General features: G+C 42.2%; 25 protein-coding genes. 15 read left to right on the top strand and 10 right to left on the bottom strand.

Annotation, left to right across the window (positions count from 1 at the left end):
- Positions 1 to 4: 4 nt before the first annotated feature.
- The 7 genes from ACWIUD_RS08630 to ACWIUD_RS08600 form a co-directional block, all read right to left on the bottom strand.
- The gene (locus tag ACWIUD_RS08630) at positions 5 to 211 is read right to left on the bottom strand and encodes a hypothetical protein (protein WP_454134921.1); all 207 of its coding nucleotides are present in this window, start codon (positions 209 to 211) and stop codon (positions 5 to 7) included.
- A gap of 63 nt (positions 212 to 274) precedes the next feature.
- The gene (locus tag ACWIUD_RS08625) at positions 275 to 1243 is read right to left on the bottom strand and encodes a c-type cytochrome (protein ID WP_454148533.1); all 969 of its coding nucleotides are present in this window, start codon (positions 1241 to 1243) and stop codon (positions 275 to 277) included.
- Positions 1240 to 2463 (bottom strand): cytochrome b, encoded by a 1224-nt coding sequence (locus tag ACWIUD_RS08620; protein WP_454148532.1) that lies wholly within the window; start codon positions 2461 to 2463, stop codon positions 1240 to 1242. Before ACWIUD_RS08620 ends, ACWIUD_RS08625 begins: the two co-directional genes overlap by 4 nt.
- A 10-nt stretch (positions 2464 to 2473) precedes the next feature.
- Positions 2474 to 2974 carry a Rieske 2Fe-2S domain-containing protein gene (locus ACWIUD_RS08615; protein ID WP_454148531.1) on the bottom strand — a complete coding sequence of 167 codons (501 nt, stop codon included), beginning with the start codon at positions 2972 to 2974 and terminating at the stop codon, positions 2474 to 2476.
- 134 nt (positions 2975 to 3108) lie between these two features.
- Positions 3109 to 4335: an SAM-dependent methyltransferase gene (locus tag ACWIUD_RS08610; RefSeq protein WP_454148530.1), complete on the bottom strand. Its 1227-nt coding sequence runs from the start codon at positions 4333 to 4335 to the stop codon at positions 3109 to 3111.
- 2 nt (positions 4336 to 4337) lie between these two features.
- Entirely contained in the window at positions 4338 to 5738 is a 1401-nt protein-coding gene (locus tag ACWIUD_RS08605; protein WP_454148529.1) for an aminotransferase class III-fold pyridoxal phosphate-dependent enzyme, read from the bottom strand.
- Positions 5731 to 6846 (bottom strand): deoxyguanosinetriphosphate triphosphohydrolase family protein, encoded by a 1116-nt coding sequence (locus ACWIUD_RS08600; RefSeq protein ID WP_454148528.1) that lies wholly within the window; start codon positions 6844 to 6846, stop codon positions 5731 to 5733. The genes ACWIUD_RS08605 and ACWIUD_RS08600 overlap by 8 nt, the downstream gene beginning before the upstream one ends.
- 92 nt (positions 6847 to 6938) lie before the next feature.
- Between ACWIUD_RS08600 and ACWIUD_RS08595 the strand changes: the two genes are divergently transcribed.
- The 13 genes from ACWIUD_RS08595 to ACWIUD_RS08535 all read left to right on the top strand — a co-directional run bounded on the left by ACWIUD_RS08595 (position 6939) and on the right by ACWIUD_RS08535 (position 14889).
- Entirely contained in the window at positions 6939 to 8144 is a 1206-nt protein-coding gene (locus ACWIUD_RS08595; RefSeq protein WP_454148527.1) for an MBL fold metallo-hydrolase, read from the top strand.
- Positions 8141 to 10078, top strand: a complete 1938-nt coding sequence (locus ACWIUD_RS08590; RefSeq protein ID WP_454148526.1) for a sulfatase-like hydrolase/transferase — start codon at positions 8141 to 8143, stop codon at positions 10076 to 10078. Before ACWIUD_RS08595 ends, ACWIUD_RS08590 begins: the two co-directional genes overlap by 4 nt.
- A 43-nt stretch (positions 10079 to 10121) precedes the next feature.
- On the top strand, positions 10122 to 10616 hold the full coding sequence (purE, locus tag ACWIUD_RS08585) for a 5-(carboxyamino)imidazole ribonucleotide mutase (protein WP_454148603.1): 495 nt from the start codon (positions 10122 to 10124) through the stop codon (positions 10614 to 10616).
- Between the two features lie 3 nt (positions 10617 to 10619).
- Complete coding sequence (locus tag ACWIUD_RS08580; protein WP_454148525.1) at positions 10620 to 11096, top strand: DUF3972 domain-containing protein; 477 nt, start codon at positions 10620 to 10622, stop codon at positions 11094 to 11096.
- A gap of 15 nt (positions 11097 to 11111) precedes the next feature.
- Positions 11112 to 11345: a hypothetical protein gene (locus ACWIUD_RS08575; protein WP_454148524.1), complete on the top strand. Its 234-nt coding sequence runs from the start codon at positions 11112 to 11114 to the stop codon at positions 11343 to 11345.
- 21 nt (positions 11346 to 11366) lie between these two features.
- Complete coding sequence (locus tag ACWIUD_RS08570) at positions 11367 to 11573, top strand: hypothetical protein (RefSeq protein ID WP_454148523.1); 207 nt, start codon at positions 11367 to 11369, stop codon at positions 11571 to 11573.
- A 78-nt stretch (positions 11574 to 11651) separates the two neighbouring features.
- Positions 11652 to 11828 (top strand): hypothetical protein, encoded by a 177-nt coding sequence (locus tag ACWIUD_RS08565; RefSeq protein ID WP_454148522.1) that lies wholly within the window; start codon positions 11652 to 11654, stop codon positions 11826 to 11828.
- Positions 11829 to 11830: 2 nt separating this feature from the next.
- A complete protein-coding gene (locus tag ACWIUD_RS08560) occupies positions 11831 to 12307 on the top strand; it encodes a hypothetical protein (protein ID WP_454148521.1) in 477 nt (158 codons plus the stop codon).
- A gap of 1 nt (position 12308) precedes the next feature.
- On the top strand, positions 12309 to 12809 hold the full coding sequence (locus ACWIUD_RS08555; RefSeq protein ID WP_454148520.1) for a hypothetical protein: 501 nt from the start codon (positions 12309 to 12311) through the stop codon (positions 12807 to 12809).
- Positions 12806 to 13171: a hypothetical protein gene (locus ACWIUD_RS08550; protein ID WP_454148519.1), complete on the top strand. Its 366-nt coding sequence runs from the start codon at positions 12806 to 12808 to the stop codon at positions 13169 to 13171. The genes ACWIUD_RS08555 and ACWIUD_RS08550 overlap by 4 nt, the downstream gene beginning before the upstream one ends.
- Before the next feature lie 94 nt (positions 13172 to 13265).
- Entirely contained in the window at positions 13266 to 13463 is a 198-nt protein-coding gene (locus ACWIUD_RS08545) for a hypothetical protein (RefSeq protein WP_454148517.1), read from the top strand.
- A complete protein-coding gene (locus tag ACWIUD_RS08540) occupies positions 13376 to 14731 on the top strand; it encodes a class II 3-deoxy-7-phosphoheptulonate synthase (RefSeq protein WP_454148515.1) in 1356 nt (451 codons plus the stop codon). The genes ACWIUD_RS08545 and ACWIUD_RS08540 overlap by 88 nt, the downstream gene beginning before the upstream one ends.
- Positions 14732 to 14748: 17 nt before the next feature.
- Positions 14749 to 14889, top strand: coding sequence for a hypothetical protein (locus ACWIUD_RS08535; protein WP_454148514.1), 141 nt, complete (start codon positions 14749 to 14751; stop codon positions 14887 to 14889).
- 196 nt (positions 14890 to 15085) lie between these two features.
- Here the strand turns inward: ACWIUD_RS08535 and ACWIUD_RS08530 are convergent, their stop codons facing one another.
- Genes ACWIUD_RS08530 through ACWIUD_RS08520 form a run of 3 tightly spaced genes read right to left on the bottom strand, consistent with a single transcriptional unit; the run spans position 15086 to position 17951 of the window.
- On the bottom strand, positions 15086 to 16822 hold the full coding sequence (locus tag ACWIUD_RS08530) for an extracellular solute-binding protein (protein WP_454148513.1): 1737 nt from the start codon (positions 16820 to 16822) through the stop codon (positions 15086 to 15088).
- Positions 16823 to 16880: 58 nt separating this feature from the next.
- Positions 16881 to 17048: a hypothetical protein gene (locus ACWIUD_RS08525; protein WP_454148512.1), complete on the bottom strand. Its 168-nt coding sequence runs from the start codon at positions 17046 to 17048 to the stop codon at positions 16881 to 16883.
- Positions 17049 to 17063: 15 nt separating this feature from the next.
- On the bottom strand, positions 17064 to 17951 hold the full coding sequence (locus ACWIUD_RS08520) for an aspartate carbamoyltransferase catalytic subunit (RefSeq protein ID WP_454134960.1): 888 nt from the start codon (positions 17949 to 17951) through the stop codon (positions 17064 to 17066).
- A gap of 63 nt (positions 17952 to 18014) precedes the next feature.
- Here ACWIUD_RS08520 and ACWIUD_RS08515 point away from each other — a divergent pair, with 63 nt between their 5' ends.
- Both ACWIUD_RS08515 and ACWIUD_RS08510 read left to right on the top strand, forming a co-directional pair.
- A complete protein-coding gene (locus ACWIUD_RS08515; RefSeq protein WP_454148511.1) occupies positions 18015 to 18512 on the top strand; it encodes a hypothetical protein in 498 nt (165 codons plus the stop codon).
- A gap of 148 nt (positions 18513 to 18660) precedes the next feature.
- Positions 18661 to 19773, top strand: a 1113-nt coding sequence (locus tag ACWIUD_RS08510) for a hypothetical protein (RefSeq protein WP_454148510.1), incomplete at its 3' end; no start/stop codon positions are given.

Raw genomic sequence — 19773 nt, 5'->3', positions numbered from 1 at the left:
ACTTCTACTGCCCCCCCCCTATTTTAATATTTTGATTTATCGCAGAATCTAGTGCTTCTTTTAGCGTATCTATGCGATTATAAGTGGGGATTGCGATGGTAAAAAGTGGCGATTTTGGCGAGGCGTCCATAATCACTTCGCACTCTTCATCGCGCAAATTTTTATTTAACTGCAAAAAATCTTTGCCATTATTGATATTTTCATAATTCATTTTTGTCCTTATTTTAAGCGAAATTTGCAGAATTTACCACAGATTCTGCGTTTTCGCAGAATCTTAATGTAGCTTACTCCACACCTTGCGCTTCCATAGATATGCCAAAATCGCCATAATTGTCATAAAGCCAATAAGCACGATTCCTACGAAGTTTCGCTGCTCTTTTTTGCTATCGCCAATGCTATCAATATACGCAACCACGCGCTTTTGAGACGCTTCATTTAGCCCTACGCGTGGCATAGAGGCATTGACTAGCATTTTTTGCGGGTCGTTTATAAATTTATGCAAATAGGGCGCCCCACGCGAACGAATCATCATCGACAAATCGGGAGCTTTCGCGCCCATATAATCCAAAATATTCGCACTTGGCGTTAGCGAAGAGACATTATCATAGTTCATAGAGTGGCAACGCACACACGCTTCTTTGAAAGTCTCTTTATTCAGCAAGTGCGTTTTAAGCGCGGCAAGTTGCGTATTTTTATCCGCAGAATCTGCCTTATTTATCGCCTCAACCTTTGCTTTGTATTCAGCAGATTCTGCGACTTTTGCCTCTAAATGTTTTGTGCCAATGCTTTCAAAATACGCCACCATATCGCCTATCTCCGCATCGCTTATGGGCGTAGCAGTCATCGGGAAAAATTTATCCGTGCCAAATTTATGCCCTAATTTCAATGCTTTCACGGGGTCTTTGATGAGATTTGCCAAAAAATTGCCATCATAAAGCGCACCAATGCTTGATAAGTCCGGCGGGACAACGCCATAAGCGTTAAACGACGATTCATTATCCATCAGCGCGGGGAAGCCCTCTTTTTCAATGCTATGACACGCAATGCAATAAATCGAAGCCAAAGCCTTGCCATTCTCCGCATTGCCACTTGTAGGCAACTTTTCTAAATCGCTAAATGCAAAATCCACAGGCGCGGTTTTTGGGTGAAAAATCGAATGCGCCAAAGGCTCTACGCCCCAATACAAAATGCCTACCGCCACAACCACAAATGCCAAAATCTTTAATTCACGCAATGCACTCATTTCGCACCTCCTTTCTCCATTTTGGTGATGATGGGGAGTGCGATGATTAGCGCGATAAATACGATTGCCGCGACAAATCCTACATAGTTATTTATGCCCTCTGGCGGGAGCTTACCAAAAATGGTAAGCACGATTAAGTCCGCTAACAGCACAAAAAACCACACGCAAAATAGCGGTCGTTTGTGCGCCGGTGCGACAACGGGGCTTCTATCCAAAAATGGCAGTGCGAAAAATACCACTTGCGCCACGCCAAAGAATATCAGTCCCAAAGCCTCGCTCATATAAAATCCGCGCAAAATCTCATAGCTCCAAAGGAAATACCACTCGGGGTAAATGTGCGCTGGGGTTTTTAGCGTGTCTGCGGGGTCAAAGTTAATTGGGTCCATCGCAAAGTTATAATTAAAGCACACAAGATACGCCACCAAAATCATAAAGGTGCAAATTACAAAAATATCTTTGGATAAGAAATCAGGCCAAAATGCCACGATTTTCGCCTTTTTCTTGTCTTTTTTATAGACTTCGACTTCTTTGTCAAAGTCGATAGTTTCGCCTTCTTGATTATTTACGTGTGGGATTCGCAGTGAATACATATGCGTAGCGATTAGTAGCATAATCGCTAACGGCAATAAAAACACGTGTAGCATAAAAAATCTAGTCAAAGTCGCATCCGCTGGGATAAAATTACCGCGAATCCACACCACCAAATCCGGTCCAATAAAAGGCACTTTACCAAATAAATCCGTGATAACTTTTGCCGCCCAATAACTCATCTGCCCCCAAGGTAGCATATATCCGCTAAACGCCTCCGCAGAAAATAGCACAAAAAGTAGCATACCGGTAATCCAAATCATCTCTCTCCCGCGCTTATAAGAGCCATAGTAAATCGCTACAAGCATATGAATGTAGATGATTAAAAATATCAGCGAAGCACTCACTGCGTGGATATGTCGCCAAAGCCACCCAAACTCCACTTCTTGCATAATGACGCGATTCACGCTATCAAATGCGAGTGCCGTGTCAGGCTTATAATACATCAGCAAGAAAATCCCGCTCACCACAAGTAACGCAAAGAGCATCGTTAGCACCACGCCCATCGCCCAAAGCCAATTTATATTTTTTGGTATCCAATACTCAGTCATTAGCACTTTTGAAAGCGTCTTTACCGCTAGTCGCTGGTCTAGCCAATCAATAATGCCATCTGCCTTTTTAAACTCTGCCATTTTCTCCCCCTTATGCCTTAATCATTTGTTTGTAAATCTCGCCTTCTTCGCCAAGCACGAGCTTTTTGCCATCGATATTAAATGGCGGGATACTCATAGGACGCGGTGGCGGTCCTGCCATATTTTGCCCTGAAATATCAAAAACGCCCCCGTGACACGCGCATAAAAACTCTTTTTTCTCTGCTCTATATTGCGGGATACAGCCCAAATGCGTGCAAACCTGCAATCCAATCGTATAGAGCGCACCTTCGATTTCAAAGTCTCGCCCATCGACTTTTGCTTCGCCTTGTGGCTTTTTAAGCACATACACGGGCTGTCCGCGCCACTCAAAAGTCTTCAACTCGCCAAATTGCAACTGCGAAATATCTACAATCGTAAATCCACCCGAAACCACGCTAGGAAGCGGGTCCCAGCTCTTTTTCATCGCTCCAAGTGCGCCTATTGCGCCCACAGCCGCAAGCGCACCCAAACTCATACCAAGAAAGTCGCGTCTCTCAATACTCTCTGCCATTTCTCCCCCTTAAAAAATTTTGCGAAAATTGAAATTATACAAAAAATACGCAATCTTTTTTGCTTAAAATTTATAAATTTTTTGTCAAATATTTTGCAGAATCTACATTTTTTCGCAGAATCTGGTGTGCGGGTTTAAAAATTTTTGTAGATTCGTGTGCTAAATTTTGGACTTAAATCATAAAGCAAAGTTTTGATTTTGTTTGATTCGTGCAAATATATGCGGTTTGCGCCGTTTTGCGATTCGTAAAAATCTTGCAATAAATCCAAAATTTTGAAATTTTCAATGAGTGCCAAATCCTGCCGTTTGGATAAAATCTTTGTCGCTCCGATTCGCTCAAACGCCCTATCTAGCACAAAAAACGGGACATTATAAGTAATATCACATTTGCCAAAAAGCCGTGCAAGATTCGTGCTTTGATTCGGCAAATCGTGCGTCTGATTCGCGCTATTTGCGCTTAAATCTAACGCCGAATCTATCAAAAAATCATTCAAATTCTGCACTTTGTGGCGATAAAAAAAGCGCGTAGAAAAGTCGTTGCGTGGCGTTTCGTTGCCATAATCAAAGGCGATAAAGATAAATTTAAATGCGCGAATCTCATCGCAAATCTCATCATAAATTAGCGGAATTTCGCCTTTGTGAATCTTAAAATTTTTGCAAATTTCTTGCACTTTTTTATCATCGTGTGCTTTAAAAATAAGGCGATGATTTTGCATAAATGCCATTTTGTCATTGTCGATTATTTCGCAAGGGAGCGCGTCAAAAAATTCATTTGCGATGAAAATATTGTGGCGATTTGCGTAACGATTCGCATTCTTTAACTCGGCAAGATTCTTGTAAAAAATCACTTTGTTATTTTGAGCCAAATCATCGTTGTCATTTTGAGCCGTAGGCGAAAAATCTCTATTTTTTTGAGATTCTTCGCTTCGCTCAGAATGACAAAAACGGGCAACAGCTTCGCTATCTTGCAATAACAGGACGGGAGCGGATTGCTTTGGCGATAACTTGCATTGAAATGACGGGGCGGGAGCGGATTGCTTTGATTTGCGTTGCGAATCTCGTAATGACAATTCAGGCGCATTTGCCTCTACTGCGATAAAATTGCATTTCTCAACCACGCCAAGCCCTAGCGTCTCTAAAAATGCGCAAATATCACTCAAAAGATTCGCGCTATTTGCGCCCAAATCAATGATATTTAAAGGCAACAAAATCGCGCCAGATTCAAGCAAATCCAAAATATATTTTGCGATTGCACCACCAAAAAAGCGACTTGCGCTAACAGCCGTATAAAAGTCGCGCCCAAGCGGAGTTTGCGCATAATACGCGCAAATCCATTCGCCAAAATACTCGCTAAATCGCAAATCTAAATTTCGCCAAACGCGCTTTTTAGTCGCGCAAAGCCATCGTCTATCTCGCCTTCGCTAATTAAAAGCGGGGGCAAAAAGCGCAGTGTGGCGTTGCCTGAGCGAAGCACCAAAAGTCGCTTTTCTCTTGCTTTTGCGATGATTCGCCCCAAAGTTTCATCATCTTTGATTTTTAGTCCGCGCATAAATCCAACGCCACTAACGCCACTCACTACGCCACTAAACGCGCTTTTGATTGCTTGTAGTTGCGAATCAAAAAGCGCGATATTTTTGGCTAAATCGCCGCTTTTTTGGTATTTTTCAAGCACTTCAAGTGTGGTAAGTCCCGCTGTTGTGGATAGTGGATTGCCTCCAAAGGTGCTTCCGTGTTGTGATGGGGCAAAAATATCGCCCTTATCGCACATAACCGCGCCAATAGGCACTCCACCTGCCAATCCCTTTGCCAAAGTTACGACATTTGGGGCGATTTCGTAATATTGAGACGCCAAAAATTTGCCACTGCGAAAAACGCCACTTTGCACTTCATCAATCATCAGCAAAATATCGCGCTCATCGCAAAATCGCGCTAATTCTTGCACTTGCTCTTTTGGCAAAGCGTAGATTCCGCCCTCGCCTTGAATAAGCTCGATAAACACCGCAGCTACAGCATTATCGCTCTTTGCAAGTTCAATCATCTCGCTAATGTCCTTTGCGTAGAGAAATCCATCTGGGAATGGCGAAAAATGCGTGTGCATTTTGTCCTGCCCACAAGCGCGGAGCGTGGCGATACTGCGCCCGTGAAAGCTATTTTTGAGCGTGATGATTTTGTAGCGGTGATTTTTGTATGCGGAGAAAAAATCATTATTGTCATTTTGAGCCATAGGCGAAAAATCTCTATTTTTCTTAGATTCTTCGCTTCGCTCAGAATGACAAAAAGTGGTGGATTGCTTCACACCATTAGAATGACAAAATGAAGCAGATTCTGCGTTTTGAGAATGAGAAAATGAAGCAGATTCTGCGTTTTTCGCAGAATCTACCCTAAATCGCTCCCCGTAGATTCGCGCTATTTTTATGGCGCATTCATTTGCTTCTAACCCTGAATTGCAAAAAAACACTTTTATTTCGCACTGATTTTTTGAGCCTTGCCCCGCTAACTCAACCATTTTTTTTGCCAAATGCGCTTGTGAATCAATATAAAAAAGATTTGACAAATGAAGCACTTTTTGCGCCTGATTTGCGATTGATTTAACCAAAGCGGGGTGATTATGCCCTAGCGCATTTACGCCAATCCCAGCGGTAAAGTCGATAAACTCTTCGCCCTTATCGGTGTAGAGTTTCGCCCCCTCCCCACGCACAAAATGCGTGTAATCTCTCGCATAAGTATCTAACAAATATTTTTTGCTGAAAATTTCTTTATCCAATGTGAAGCTCCTTGTAAAGTTTTATGGCAAATCTATCCGTCATAGAGGCGATATAGTCGCTGACAACGCGATGCAACTTCGCGCCTTGCGATATTTTCTCGCGCAAATCATAAGGCAGTAAATCTCTATCATTCATAAAATCGCTAAACAAATTGCGCACGACATTTTTGCCAAATGCCATTTTTCGCACGACATCTTCGTGGCGGTAGAGATTTTTGAATAAAATTTGTTTTAGTTTGGAGAGATTTTTTGCGATGGATTCATCATAGAAAATCGCCCCACTTGCCTTAAAATTGCGGATAATTTCTTCGATTAGATAGCAAATTAGCGCACTTGTAAAGCGATATTTGAAAATCTTATCATTGCGACTAATGCCCTGCGCTTCGATTTTTGCGATGATTTCTTTTGCGATTTTGTTAGATTCGATTATGTCAAAATCAATCAATCCAAGTTTCACGCCATCATCAATATCGTGGCTAATATAGGCGATTTCATCGCTAAAATCTACGATTATCGCTTCGATTCGCGGGGGCAAATCAATGCTAAATTCGCTATTTAGCTTTTCACTAAAAAATGGCTTTTTATACGGCGCAGAATGCTTCAAAATGCCCTCTATCGTGGCAAAAGTGAGATTTAGCCCATCAAAATTTTGATAGCGTTTTTCTAGTTTCGTAACCACGCGAAAACTTTGGAAATTATGCTCAAAGCCATTTTTAAAGCCATTTTGTTTGAGTAGCAAATCCAACTCATCACCCCCGCAATGCCCAAAAGGCGAGTGTCCCAAATCGTGCGACAATGCAATGGCTTCTGCCAAATTTTCATCTAATCCGCAATATCTTGCAATCGTCCGCGCTATTTGGCTAACTTCAATGCTATGCGTTAGCCGTGTGCGAAAATAATCGCCTTCAAGCGATTCGATATGCGCGTTTAAAAAAACCTGCGTTTTATACTCCAAACGGCGAAATGAACTGCAATGAATAATCCTATCTTTGTCCCGCGCAAAGGGCTCTCTAAAATCATAGCTTGAATCATAAAATCTATGTGTGTCGCTATATTTTTTTGCGCTTTTTGTGTGCGAATCTGTATTTTTTTGCTTTTTTTGCGCCATTTTTGCCCCCGAATCTTAAAATTTTAAAATTTGCGATTTTATCAAAATTACTTTAAAATTGCGTTTTTTGCTGAAATTTTAGGGGGCGAATCGTGGAATTATTAAGCAAAGCATTTGGAATCTATGAAACAAACTGCTACATTTTACGCACGAAAATGGGCGAATTTATCATCGATGCGGGAGTGGATTCGGCAAAATGGGTGTGTGAAAATGTCCGCAAACCATTAGCGATTTTAAACACACACGGGCATTTTGACCACATTTGGTGCAATGCGGAGTTGAAAAAATTGCTAGGCGTCCCCATTTACTGCCCAAAAGGCGATGCGTTTATGTTAAAAAGCGATTGTTTTGATTTGGGATTAACGCCGTGTGCGGCGGATTTTGAAGTAGAGCCAAATGAAATTTTTAGATTTGGGGATATTGAAGTGGAGTTTATGCACTTTGCGGGGCATACGCCGGGCTGTTCGATGATAAAAATTAGCGGGGGCAATTTGTCTTTGGGTATGCAATTTGCGCCGTTTTCGCATAAAACTTCGCTCGATGAACCCCAAGTTCTATCTCGCTCGTTTCACGCAAAAACGGCGCAAAGCCATACCGCAAATACTTCGATTGTGATTCGCGATGCGAATCAAAGTGCAAAAAATCCGTCATTGCTAGAAAATGAGCGTAGCGAATTTTCGTGGCAATCCACAATAAAATCAAATCCGTGCGACAGCACCGAATCTCGCCCGCTTCGTGGTGCAAAAAATCGGATTGAAGGTTGCAGTAGTGCAACCGCCGATTTTTTGCTAGAAGCGGATAAGCGAGGCACTCCCCCTAAAAGCGAAAAGCGTGAGCTTTTGGGGACACAATTAAATAGTCGGGGGGAGCGGGGAAGGGGTGCAGCCCTTTTGCGAGAAAAAACAAACGAATCAAATAAACAAAATAACGAAACTATCGCAGATTCTGCGAATCAAATAAAAATCGCAGAATCTTGCACCAAAACGCAGAATCTAAAAATGGATTGCCACGATTTGACTTCGTCAAATCTCGCAATGACGGAAAACAAGCTAGATTCTGCGAATCGCACAAATATCACAGAATCTAGCGAAATCTACATTTTTAGCGGTGATTTTATTTTCTATCGCACTATCGGGCGCAGTGATTTTCCCTATTCAAGTCCTAGTGATATGAAAGATTCATTGCAAAGATTTGGCAAAATCCCCTACAACGCCACGCTTTATCCCGGACACGGACAGAGCACAACTATCAAAGATGAGCAAAAAAATCTACCATTTTACTTGCGAGGATTGGCGTGAATCAAAGCGCAAATCAAAATGCAAATCAAAGCCCAAATCAAAAATTTGACGCGCCTTTGCGACATTTTTTAGATTCGCACCAAAAGATTCGCCTTTCCTTGCGAATCCTTGCGATTTTTATCGCATTTTTAAGCGCGTTGTCGGTGTTTAGCTATATTTGGATTGTCAATAATTATTACGCCGACATTACCATTGATGTGGTTATGTTTCACTTGCGATTTCCCCTTGTGGGCGTAAATAGCGACTTTTTGATAAGCTATGCAACACGCGCTTTAATCCCTAGCGTTTTGGTGGCGGTTTTGTTTGCGATTCGCCCAAATGTCGCGCTATTTTTAGGCTTAATCTTTGGGGTATTTTTGCTAAAAGCACAAAAAATCATCAAAGTCTCAATGCTTGTGGCGTGGCAACAACACATTCCGCTTTATGAAATGGTGCTAACTTTCATCAAAGGCGGATATTTCAAATCATTTTGGTGGAATGAGCCTTTTGGCGCGTGGTTTGCGATAAAGGCGATTTTGTGGATTGGCGCAATCGCATTTGTGTTTTTTGCGATATTTTGGCTGTTTAAAAAAATCTGTGCGCTTATGAATCTCTACGCACAAATCACGCTTTTTATCGCTGTCATCGTGCTAAATGCGTGGATTTTGGATTCGCATTTTCATTTGCAAAAATACTTCGCGCCAAAGGATTATAGCAATTTTTATGAGGAAAATTATAGGATAGAAAGCTCTGATTTGCCACACTCCACGCAAAAGCGCAATCTTATTGTAATCTTTGTCGAATCTTTGGAGTCAAATTTTCTTATCCCAAATCTACGCGCCTTTGCAAATAAAAATGTGAATTTTTCAACCACACAGGGCTTTGGTGGGCATAATCAAGTGGGCGCGACTTCTTGGACAATCGCTGGAATAGTTGGCTATATGTGCGGAATCCCGCTAAATTCGCCCTCAATCATCGCAAAGACATTTTTGCCAAATGCGGAGTGCGTGAGCGATTCGCTTGCAAAAATGGGCTACAATCAAGTGATGATTATGGGTGAAAACGATGATTTTGTCGCAAAGGGCGCGTTTTTAGCCACTCACAAAATACAAAGCAAAGATGTAAAACACTACAAAAATATCGGCGCATTGCCAAATGATTATCCGCACCATTGGGGATTTTCGGATAGCAAACTATTTGAATTTGCAAAAGATGAGTTGCGAAAACTAACGCAAGATTCAACCCCCGCTCCGTCATTGCGAGGCGAATCGCAAGATTCGCCGAAGCAATCCACAAATCACGAAAATGGATTGCCACGCCAAGCCAAAGGCTTGTCTCGCAATGACAGCAATTCACGCCCTTTTGCGTTATATTTATTGACTAATAACACCCATTCGCCTGACTTTTTTATTGAGCAAACTTGTGGCGAAATGGAAAAAAACTACCAAAACGCCATACATTGCGAAGATTTGCTAATTGGCGAATTTGTGGCGTGGATTCGCACGCAGGATTTTTATAAAAATACTACGATTTTGATTGTGGGCGACCATTTGATGAATGCAAATATCGATTTGCCCCGCGAATCGCGCAAAATTTACAATGCCTTTATAAATCCGCGCTTTTGTGATTCACACACAAAAAACTTAAATAATTGTCATAAAAATAATTGTCATATTGAGCGTAGCGAAATATCTCAAAAGAGAGATTCTTCGCTCGTTGCACTCGCTCAGAATGACAAAAATAAAAAGTATGACGATTTGACAAAATCCCGTAATCTTTCGCACTTTGACTTTGCGCCACTTATTTTAGATTCGCTAGGAATTTGCACAAAATCATTTGGATTAGGGCGCAATCCGTTTTTAGGACAAACCTTACTTGAATCTAACGGTGCGGATTTTGCATCGCAAATCAGCACAGATTCGCGCCTATATGAGAGTTTTTGGCAAAGGGATTAAAATTTGCTATCATTTCAAAAAGTTTAATTTTGGGAGCGCGAATATGGATTTTATCAGCATAATTATGGGAAGCAAAAGCGATTATGAGACGATGAGCGAGTGCGCGCGTGTGCTAAAAAAGTTTGATTGCCTTTATGAAGTCATCATTAGTTCTGCGCATAGAAGCCCCGAGCGGACGCGTAAATATGTCGCAGACGCGCAAAATCGCGGTGCGTGTGTGTTTATAGCGGCTGCGGGGATGGCGGCGCATTTGGCAGGTGCGGTGGCAGCGGAGACTTCGCGCCCTGTGATTGGTGTGCCACTGAATGCAAGTGCGCTTGGTGGGCTAGATTCGCTACTATCAACTGCGCAAATGCCATCCGCAATGCCTGTGGCGACAATGGCGATAGGCAAGGCAGGTGCGATAAATGCGGCGTATTTGGCAATGCAGATTTTGGCACTGAAAAATGAAGAGTTGGCTGGAAAACTCATTCAAGATAGGGTGATGAAGGCAAAAAAAGTCGAGTTAGATTCTGCGGAAATCGAAGTTAGGATTTAAGCAATGAGCGCGAATACAAAAGAAAATTGGATAAAAATCGATGAGTTTTTGACAATCACAGGACTAAAAACCGAACAAATCAAAGAGCTAATCGCAAAGGGGCAAATCAACGCAAAATATATCGAAAATGTCCTATATGTCGATAGTGTGAGCGGGACAAACGCGCTTGTGCGAAGCACACAGAGCGATTTGGTGGCAAAAAGTGGCGTGGAGGGCGAGTTTTTTGAACAAAGCATAGGGACGATTTTGAGTTTGCACGAAAAAGTCATTGAGGCAAAAGATGAGACGATTGCCACAATCAAGGGCGAAAATCAGTTTTTAAAAGATACGCTTTTAAGTGCTAGGGAAAAAGAAGCGGATGACAAAAAAATGATAGAAACGCTTTTGCAAGAGGTGGAAAACAAAAAGCGCGAATTAGAAGCAGTGCAACGCAAATATAAGCTAATGTGGGGGAAAATGATGGGTAATCAAATGCGTTAGGTTGCGTGGGGATTTGTGCGACAATGTGCGAAGATTCTGCGAAATTTCGGTTTTTATGCGGGATTCTGCGAAAATTTCGGTTTTCGTGCGGGATTCTGCGATTTTGCTGTGCGAGATTCTGCGAAAATTGTGCCTTTCGCAGAATCTGCTTTTATTTCGTCATTGCGAGGCGTGGCGAAGCCACAACGAAGCAATCCAAATCAAATCCGTCATTGCAAGACTTTGCAAAGCGAAGTCGTGGCAATCTAAAATTTTGTCATACTGAGCGAAGTGAAGTATCTCAAAAAAATAAAAGAGATTCTTCGCTCACTTTGTTCGCTCAGAATGACAAATTTGAGCGCAGATTCTGCGTTTTTTTACGAAAACCGCGCTAGATTCTGCGAAATTTCGTGCGAGTTTATGCTAGATTCTGCGAATTTATCATTTGAGTTTGCGCCAAAGCACCGACAAAGCACTTACAAAAATATCAAAAAATAAATCACTTTTATTGACTTGCGTTTTTTTTTTTTTTTTTTTTTGTATTATTCGCTGAAATTTTAAGATTAAGGAGAGAAAATGGCAAATGTGCAAGTTTTAATAAAATGCAAATGTGGCAAATTATTATCCACAAGGCAGGTTAGCGACTCGCCAAATACGAAATCTAGCGGAAGTGCGAATTGCCCTAATTGCAAAAGGCGCATTAAGTGGGATATTGTCGGCGGAAAAGCTAGTGTTTATGAAGTGGGGAAATAGCGATGGCAAAGAAAACAAGCAAAACTAGTTGGAGCGACTTTCTAACTACTGAAAATATCGAAAAGGGATTTGGTTTGATAAGTGGCGGATTGGGCGTATTGGGTGGCGTAAAAAATATGTTTTTTAGCGATTCAAGCAACGAATCTAGCAGTAGTGTGGATACTTTTGCGCTATCTAGCAAAATAAATGAGTTAGAAAAAGAAAATATAAATCTTAAATACGAATTATTAGAAGCGATGAAGCAAACGCTGATTTTCCGCCGTGCGATGGTTGAGATGGAAGGGCAATTAAGCGGTTCATTTTTCGCTAAATTAGGCAATTTATTTAAATCGCATAAGAGCTTTATAGGCGATAAAATGGATAATTTTATGACTGATAACAAAGAGCTAGAAAAAATCATTAGCGAAAGCTATGATAGCCTAAAACGCGATGCAGAGAAATTGGGCGTTGCGCTGCCTACAAACAAGCAAAGGATATAAAATGGCATTACCGATTTTTGCGGCAGCTGGGGCTACAATCGCTAAATTTGGCATAGTTAAAAGTCTTGGCATAGCTTCGATGGGATTAGATTTGGCGAGTAAAACAAAAGATTTGATTTTTGGCGATAAATCTAAAAGCGATTCAAGTAAAATCATCGCTTATTCTAATGAAATAACAAGGCTAAATGAAGAAATACAGCGTTTAGAAAAAGAAAAATTTGCGATGAGCTATGAGCTATTGGTATCAATGCACCAAACGCTTGTTTTTCGCTGTGCGATAGTGGATTTGGAAAAAGGGTTGAGTGGCTCGTTTTTCACTAGATTAAAAAATCTTTTTGTAAAACCCAAAGGCTTTGTGGGCGATAAGCTAAATGAATTTATCGCAAACAACGCGGAGTTAGAAAAAATACTGCAAAGCGACTTTGAAAGCATAAAGGCAAAAGCAAAAGAGCTAGACATAGAGCTACCACAAGAGGATAATTTAATGGGAGATTTGGCGTGATTGCGTTTTTATTTGGATTGTTTGTTGTGGTGTTTGTTTGTGTGGGGATTATCAAAATATTTGGCAGTAAAATCGTTATAAAGTCCATCATCACATACATTGCACTAATTGCAGGTGGCATAATTGGCATTATGTTACTATTTAAGCTAATTTCGGTGATTGGTGCTGATAATATCCGCTCTATGCTTGGCTATGGCATTATCATATTTGTGCTTGTGGCAATCATCGCTATTATAGCCGTAGTGGCTAGATTTTTTGGTGGCAAAGCGGTAGCGAAGTTTATATTAACCACCATTAGCACTATTGCATTTACTGCACTTGCGATTGGAGCGGTAGTATTTGTATGGCAAAGTTTGTTTTAAGATTTTAGATTTCGCGTTTTCTTTTCGTCATTACGAGGAAGTGCGAAGCACTGACGAAGCAATCTACAAAAAATAATTTCGTCATTGCGAGGAAGTGCGAAGCACTGACGAAGCAATCCGCCCACTAGATTCTGCGAATTTGATAAATTTTAAAGCAGATTCTGCTAAAATGGCGATTTTTTATAAATTTTTAAGGACGGATTTATGCCACATACAAAAGATTGGACGCCAAAGAGTTGGAGAAATTTCCCTATCAAGCAACAGCCCACTTACGAAAATAAAACGCTATTAAAGCGCGTGGAGGGCGAACTAAAAAGCTATCCGCCACTTGTTTTTGCAGGGGAGGCGCGAAACCTTAAAAAACGCCTTGCAGACGCAGTGGAGGGTAGGGCATTTTTGCTACAAGGGGGCGATTGCGCCGAATCTTTTAGCGAGTTTAACGCTGTGAATATCCGCGATATGTTTAAGGTGATAATGCAGATGAGCGCGATTTTGACATTTGCAGGGGGTATGCCTGTGGTGAAAGTCGGGCGACTAGCAGGGCAGTTTGCAAAGCCTAGAAGCAATGATAGTGAGATTGTAAATGGCGTAGAAATCCCTATTTATCGGGGCGATATTATAAATAGCACGGATTTTAGCGTAGAGGCGCGGACGCCAAATCCAAAGCGAATGTTGCAGGCATACAATCAATCCGCAGCTACGCTAAATCTGCTCCGTGCCTTTGCGCAAGGGGGCTTTGCGGATTTGAATGAAGTGCATAAGTGGAATATGAAATTTGTTAAAAACAACGCATTTGGCAAGAAATATGAGGTTTTGGCAGAGCGAATCACGGAGGCGTTGGAGTTTATGAAATCCTGTGGAATCGATGCGCAAAATACGCAACAGCTCAAAGAAACGGAGTTTTACACAAGCCACGAGGCATTGCTGCTAAACTATGAAGAGCAGCTTTGTCGCAAGGATTCGCTGACTTCACGCTGGTATGACTGCTCTGCGCATATGCTGTGGATAGGGGAGCGCACACGGGGGCTTGATTGCGCGCATATAGAATTTTTGCGCGGGGTGGAAAATCCGCTTGGCGTGAAAATTGGCGCGACCGCGACAAAAGATGAGATTATGGGAATCTGCGATGCGCTAAATCCACAAAATGAAGCAGGACGGCTAAATCTCATCGTGCGAATGGGCGCAGATAAGATAAAGGCGAAGTTGCCTTCGCTTTTAAAGGCGGTGCTACCTGAGGGGCGCAAGATTTTGTGGAGTATCGACCCAATGCACGGCAACACAATTAAGGCAAGTAATGGCTACAAAACCCGCGCATTTGACAAGATTTTGGAGGAAGTGAAAAGTTTTTTTGAGATTCACAAGGCGCATAATAGCTACGCTGGGGGCATTCACTTGGAAATGACAGGGCAAGATGTAACGGAATGTATCGGTGGCGGGGCGCAAATCACGGAGAGTGCGCTTGCGTCAAATTATAGCACACAATGCGACCCGCGACTTAATGCGACGCAGGCGATTGAGTTGGCGTTTTTGTTGGCGGAAGTGTTGAAAAAGCGGAAGTAAGCGCAGGGCGGGGCAATTTGTTCTGGGGTATGCAATTCACACGAAGTTTGCCCTATTGCTTCGTCAATGGACGATTAGTCCTATTTCCTTGCAATAGGGCAAACTTCGTGCAAAGCCACACCGCCATTACTTCGATTGTAATTCGTTGCACGAATTAAAGCGTAAATATTTCATCATTGCGAGGCGCGTGAGTGTAGCAAAGTGAAACGAACGCAACGAAGCAATCTATTTTAGTGAATCGTGAATCTTATGCGATTCGCGGACTTTAAGCGAATCTAAATGCAAATTATTTATTGATTCGACTTTGAATCATTGCGCGAATTTATCTTTTAGATTTGCACAAATCCATCAAATCTACTTCGCCCACCACGAAAAAATATCAAAGTCATAGAGTGGTGAAGTTGCGGGATATGCGAATTTATCATAATACGCCACGCGAAATTCGCGTGAGTGAAAATGTGGCACGACATAAAATCCCCAAAGCAAGATTCTATCTAGCGCACGGACATTTGCGACTTGCGAATCGCTATCTTTGGCATTTATAATATTTTCTATGAGTTTATCGACAATGGGCGATTTTATCCGCGCAAAATTGCGCGAACCCTTTGTCTCCGCGCTCTTGCTACTCCAAAAATACCGCTGCTCATTGCCCGGAAATAGCGACTGCGGGATTACTGCGACAATCATATCATAATCAAAATTATTCACGCGATTTATGTAGCTCCCCAAATCAATCGTCCGCAAAGTTGCCTCAATGCCTAAAATTTTTAGATTTGCCACAAAGGGCAAAGCGACTCGCTCCATTGCCTTTGAGACTAGCAAAATCTCAAATTTGACTTGGCGATTGTCTTTAAAAAGGCGATTGTTGTGCTTTGTGTATCCTGCGTCTTTTAGGATTTTTTGCGCGTGGAGAAGCGATTTGCGCCTTTGTTTTGCATTTTTAAACGCCACGCTAGGAAATGGCGAATCTAAAATATGCGAATCCACGCCCAAATCGCGCAAAATCTCTTTTTCTTTGCCACTAGGAATCCCGCGCGAAGCGAAAATCGAATTATCAAAGTAGCTCTTTGTGCGCGTGTATTGGGAGAAAAAGAGATTTTTATTGCTCCACTCAAAATCAAAGGCATAGTTTATCGCCTTGCGCAAGGCAATATCGCTAAAAACCTCCCGCGCCGTATTCATAAAAAAGCCCTGCATTCCGCTAGGGAGCGCGTGAGTGAATGTCGCCTTTTTTAGCGCACCGCTTTGCAACGCCTTGCCATCGTAGCCCGTAGCCCACACTTTTGCGCTATTTTCTAATCGATAATCAAACGCACCGCTTTTAAATGCGAGCAATGCGACATTTTCGTCCTTGTAATATTCATAAATCACTTCATCAAAGTTAAAAAGCCCCTTACGCGTGGGGTGATTTTGCGCCCAATAGTCTTTTACGCGCTCATAGACGATTTTGCGCCCCACTTCAAAGGATTTGATTTTATACGCGCCACTGCCTAGCGGGACTAACAGCGGATTTTCAAAATCCTTGTCTTTGTAAAAATGCTCTGGCAACACGCTTAACTGCCCCAAAATCAAAGGCAACTCGCGGTTATCGCCGTTTTTGAAACTAAATTTGATTTTATCATCGCCAATCAGCGAAACCGCGCTCACATCGGCATAATACTGCTTTATAAGCGGATTGCCATACTTCATCAGCACTTCAAAGCTAAACTTCACATCGCTTGGCTTCACAGCAACGCCGTCATTAAAGCGCGCATTGCGATTTATGGTGAAAATCACGCAGTCATTTTTTGGGCAAAGCGCGATAGATTCAGCAATCAACCCATACTCGCTAAAAGGCTCATCTTTGCTCTGCACCGTGAGCGTGTCATAAATCAGCTCCAAACCTTCAGCTTTCGCGCCTTTTAGGCTAAAATTATTTAGGCTATCAAAAGTGCCAATCGCAGCGGATTTGAGCGTCCCGCCTTTGGGCGCGTTTGGATTTGCATAATCAAAGTGCTTTAAATTTTTGTATTTGATTTTGCCATCGATTGAAATGTAGGGCTGTGCAATGAGTGCGGAAAAAATAGCGCAAAATAAAATAAAAATTTTCAAAACTCAAATCCTTAATAAAAATGTGAAATTTTAATGCAGATTCTGCGATTCGCAGAATCTAATGCGCCAAATTCGCAGAATCTCGCAATGGCGAAATGTGTGGATTGCTTCGGCACTTCGTGCCTCGCAATGACGGATTTGTGGTAGATTCTGCAATTTTCGTGCGATTCGCAGAATCTCGCAATTTTCGCAGAATCTTAATCGCGCCAAATTCGCAGAATCTCACAATTTTCGCGCACTCTCATCGCACAAATTGCTTCAACACTGCCATTCGCACGAAAACGCCATTTGCGACTTGTGAGAGCACTTTGCTTCGCCTATCACGCAAAATCTCATCATCAATATCGATATTTCGATGCACAGGTCCCGGGTGCAAGATGATGATATCCCGCTCCCCAAGCAACTCGCGCGTTATGCAAAATTTGGAGGCATAATCTTTTAGCGAACCATAGATTTGATGATTGTGCCGCTCACTTTGCGTCCGCAAACTCATAATCGCATCTACGCAATCTATTACTTCGCGCAAATCAGCGCATTTTTGCAAGTTTTGCGATTCTTGTGCCAAACTTTGAAAATGCGGTGGCGCGACTAAAATCACCTTCATACCAAGTCGCGTAAATAAATCAATCCCGCTTGTCGCCACGCGCGAGTTTGCGATATCGCCTACAATCGCGATTCGCTTGCCACGCAACTCGCCAAAATGCTCTCTCATCGTCATCGCATCTAGCAATGCTTGCGTAGGGTGGGCGTGCGCGCCATCTCCGCCGTTTATGATTGGCGCACTCACATACCGCGCGAGATATTCGCCCGCTCCCGCTTGGCTGTGGCGAATGATGATGGCATTTGGGCGCATTGCGTTGATATTTGCGGCGGTATCTGCCATACTTTCGCCTTTGAGTGTGGAGCTTTTAGAGATATCAAGGCGGACAACCTTCCCGCCCAAGCGTTTTACAGCGATTTCAAAACTGCTTAATGTGCGAGTGGAGTTCTCAAAAAAAATCGTGCTAACAAGTTTATCGCTCAAAAATGGCGCGATATTTGGCGCATTTTTCATCGCAAGTGCTTCATCCAAAATGCCATAAATCTCATCTACGCTTAATTCTGTCGTGCTTAAAAGGTGCTTTGCCATTTTTATCCTTTAAAGAAAAAATTGCTAAAATCTTATCCAAAAATTTTTAAAAAAAGAAGTTTAATGGTGCGGTGGATTATTCTAATTGCGTTTCTAAATGCGGGATTTTTTAGCGGGTGCGGACTTTACAAAGATGGATATAAGCCAAGTGTGCTGATGGAGAAAAAAATCAATCAAAGTCGCAAGGCAGAGATTTCAAAGGATGGCAAAAGCGAAGTAATCGCCATCGCCACGCATTTAAATAATGTAAATTCACGCATTTTTGGCGCGGGGCGGGAGTATTTTTTCATTGAGATTTTTAGCGAAGTGGATATCCCGCTTGTAGAATCGCTACATTTTCGGCTGACAAATAATGTGGATTTTATGTGGATGCGGGAGATTGAGAGTGATGAAAGCGATGAGATTTTAGGGGTGCGAAACCGCTGGGCAAGGGGATTTCTAATCGCATTTGATGAGTTAGAATATCAGCAAAAAAAGAATATGAAGCTAATAATGGAGGTTGAAAATGTCGGTGTGATGGTGTTTGATTTTAGCTATCAGGTGTTAGAGATGAGGTTGTAGGGGCAGAATCTATGATTTTTGTGGCAGATTCTGCGGATTTGGGGCAAGATTCTGCGATTTTCATAAATTTCGCAGAATCTTAAACATTTTTTAAATCAATCCTGCTAAAATGCCGAATTTTCATAAATTTAACCTTTGGAGACTTACGATGAAAAAGATATTTGCACTGCTTTTGTTGCTTGGATTTAGCGTTTCTGCTGTTTTTGCAGCGGGGGGGGGCATAAAACCATCTGACAAACAATTTCGCTGTTTTTCCAAAATTGGCAAAACGGAAAGCACGAAAAAAAATATGCTTGGCAGTTACTGCCTCCCAAAACCGACAACGGAAAACTGCAACAAAGAGTGGGTGTGGAGCTTGGATGGCAAGGATGACAGAGTTGCCGAAGTAGGCACAGACTGCCCCTTGCAATGCCAAGATAATAACTTCGCCATCGGCACCGGCTCCAAAAATCCATTTACAACCTACAAATATTGCGTCCGCACCAGCGATTGGTCCAAAGTCGCAAAATGCGTGGATAAGCAAACAGGCAAAGATGAAATAGACACAATGAAATGCGAGAGAGACGCTGATGGCACACGATATTATTGGAAGCCAAACTGCAAGGCAGATATGACAAAAGACGATTGCGAAAAGCACCTAAAAGGCATAAAAGGACTAGCAAGTGGATGGCGATTTTGCTACACATACACCGACCCAGCACCACCTGCAAATATGCCACGAAACGGCAACGGGCAATCTGTCGTATTCCAAGAATACATAAATTGGCAGGGCACCGCTGCAATCCCCTGCGAGCAGAGCTCAGATTCACCAAGTGGCGGGTGGAGCGACACTTCTAAGCCCAACCCCGAAAAGCCAGATGAGTTAGGCAATTTAGTAATTTTAGATGAAAAAGATGGCAATACAAATCAAATCGCCTCAAAAGTCCATACCAAAATCTCAGGCAATTCATATAATTTCCGCATTTTTTCAATCGATAGCGCGGGGAAATTTAGCAGTGGCATTTCATCATTAAACTGCACCATCACCGAAAAAAGTGGCAAAAGTTTTAGCGGGCAAGCAAAAGAAAATAGCTTTTTTAGCGCGCTATTTTCAGGCAAAGGGAAAAATTTCATCTTTGGCGAATACACACCTGAATCTAGCGGTGAGGCGAGTATCTCTTGTGTCGGCACTAGCAAAGATGGCAAATCTGTAAGTGCAGAGACGACATTTTTCATCGCACCAAATTCATATAAATTTAGCACCATAAATGCGGAATTTAAT

The organism is Helicobacter sp. 23-1044 (assembly GCF_053654695.1).
This window is presented reverse-complemented; position numbering and strand designations above follow the sequence as displayed.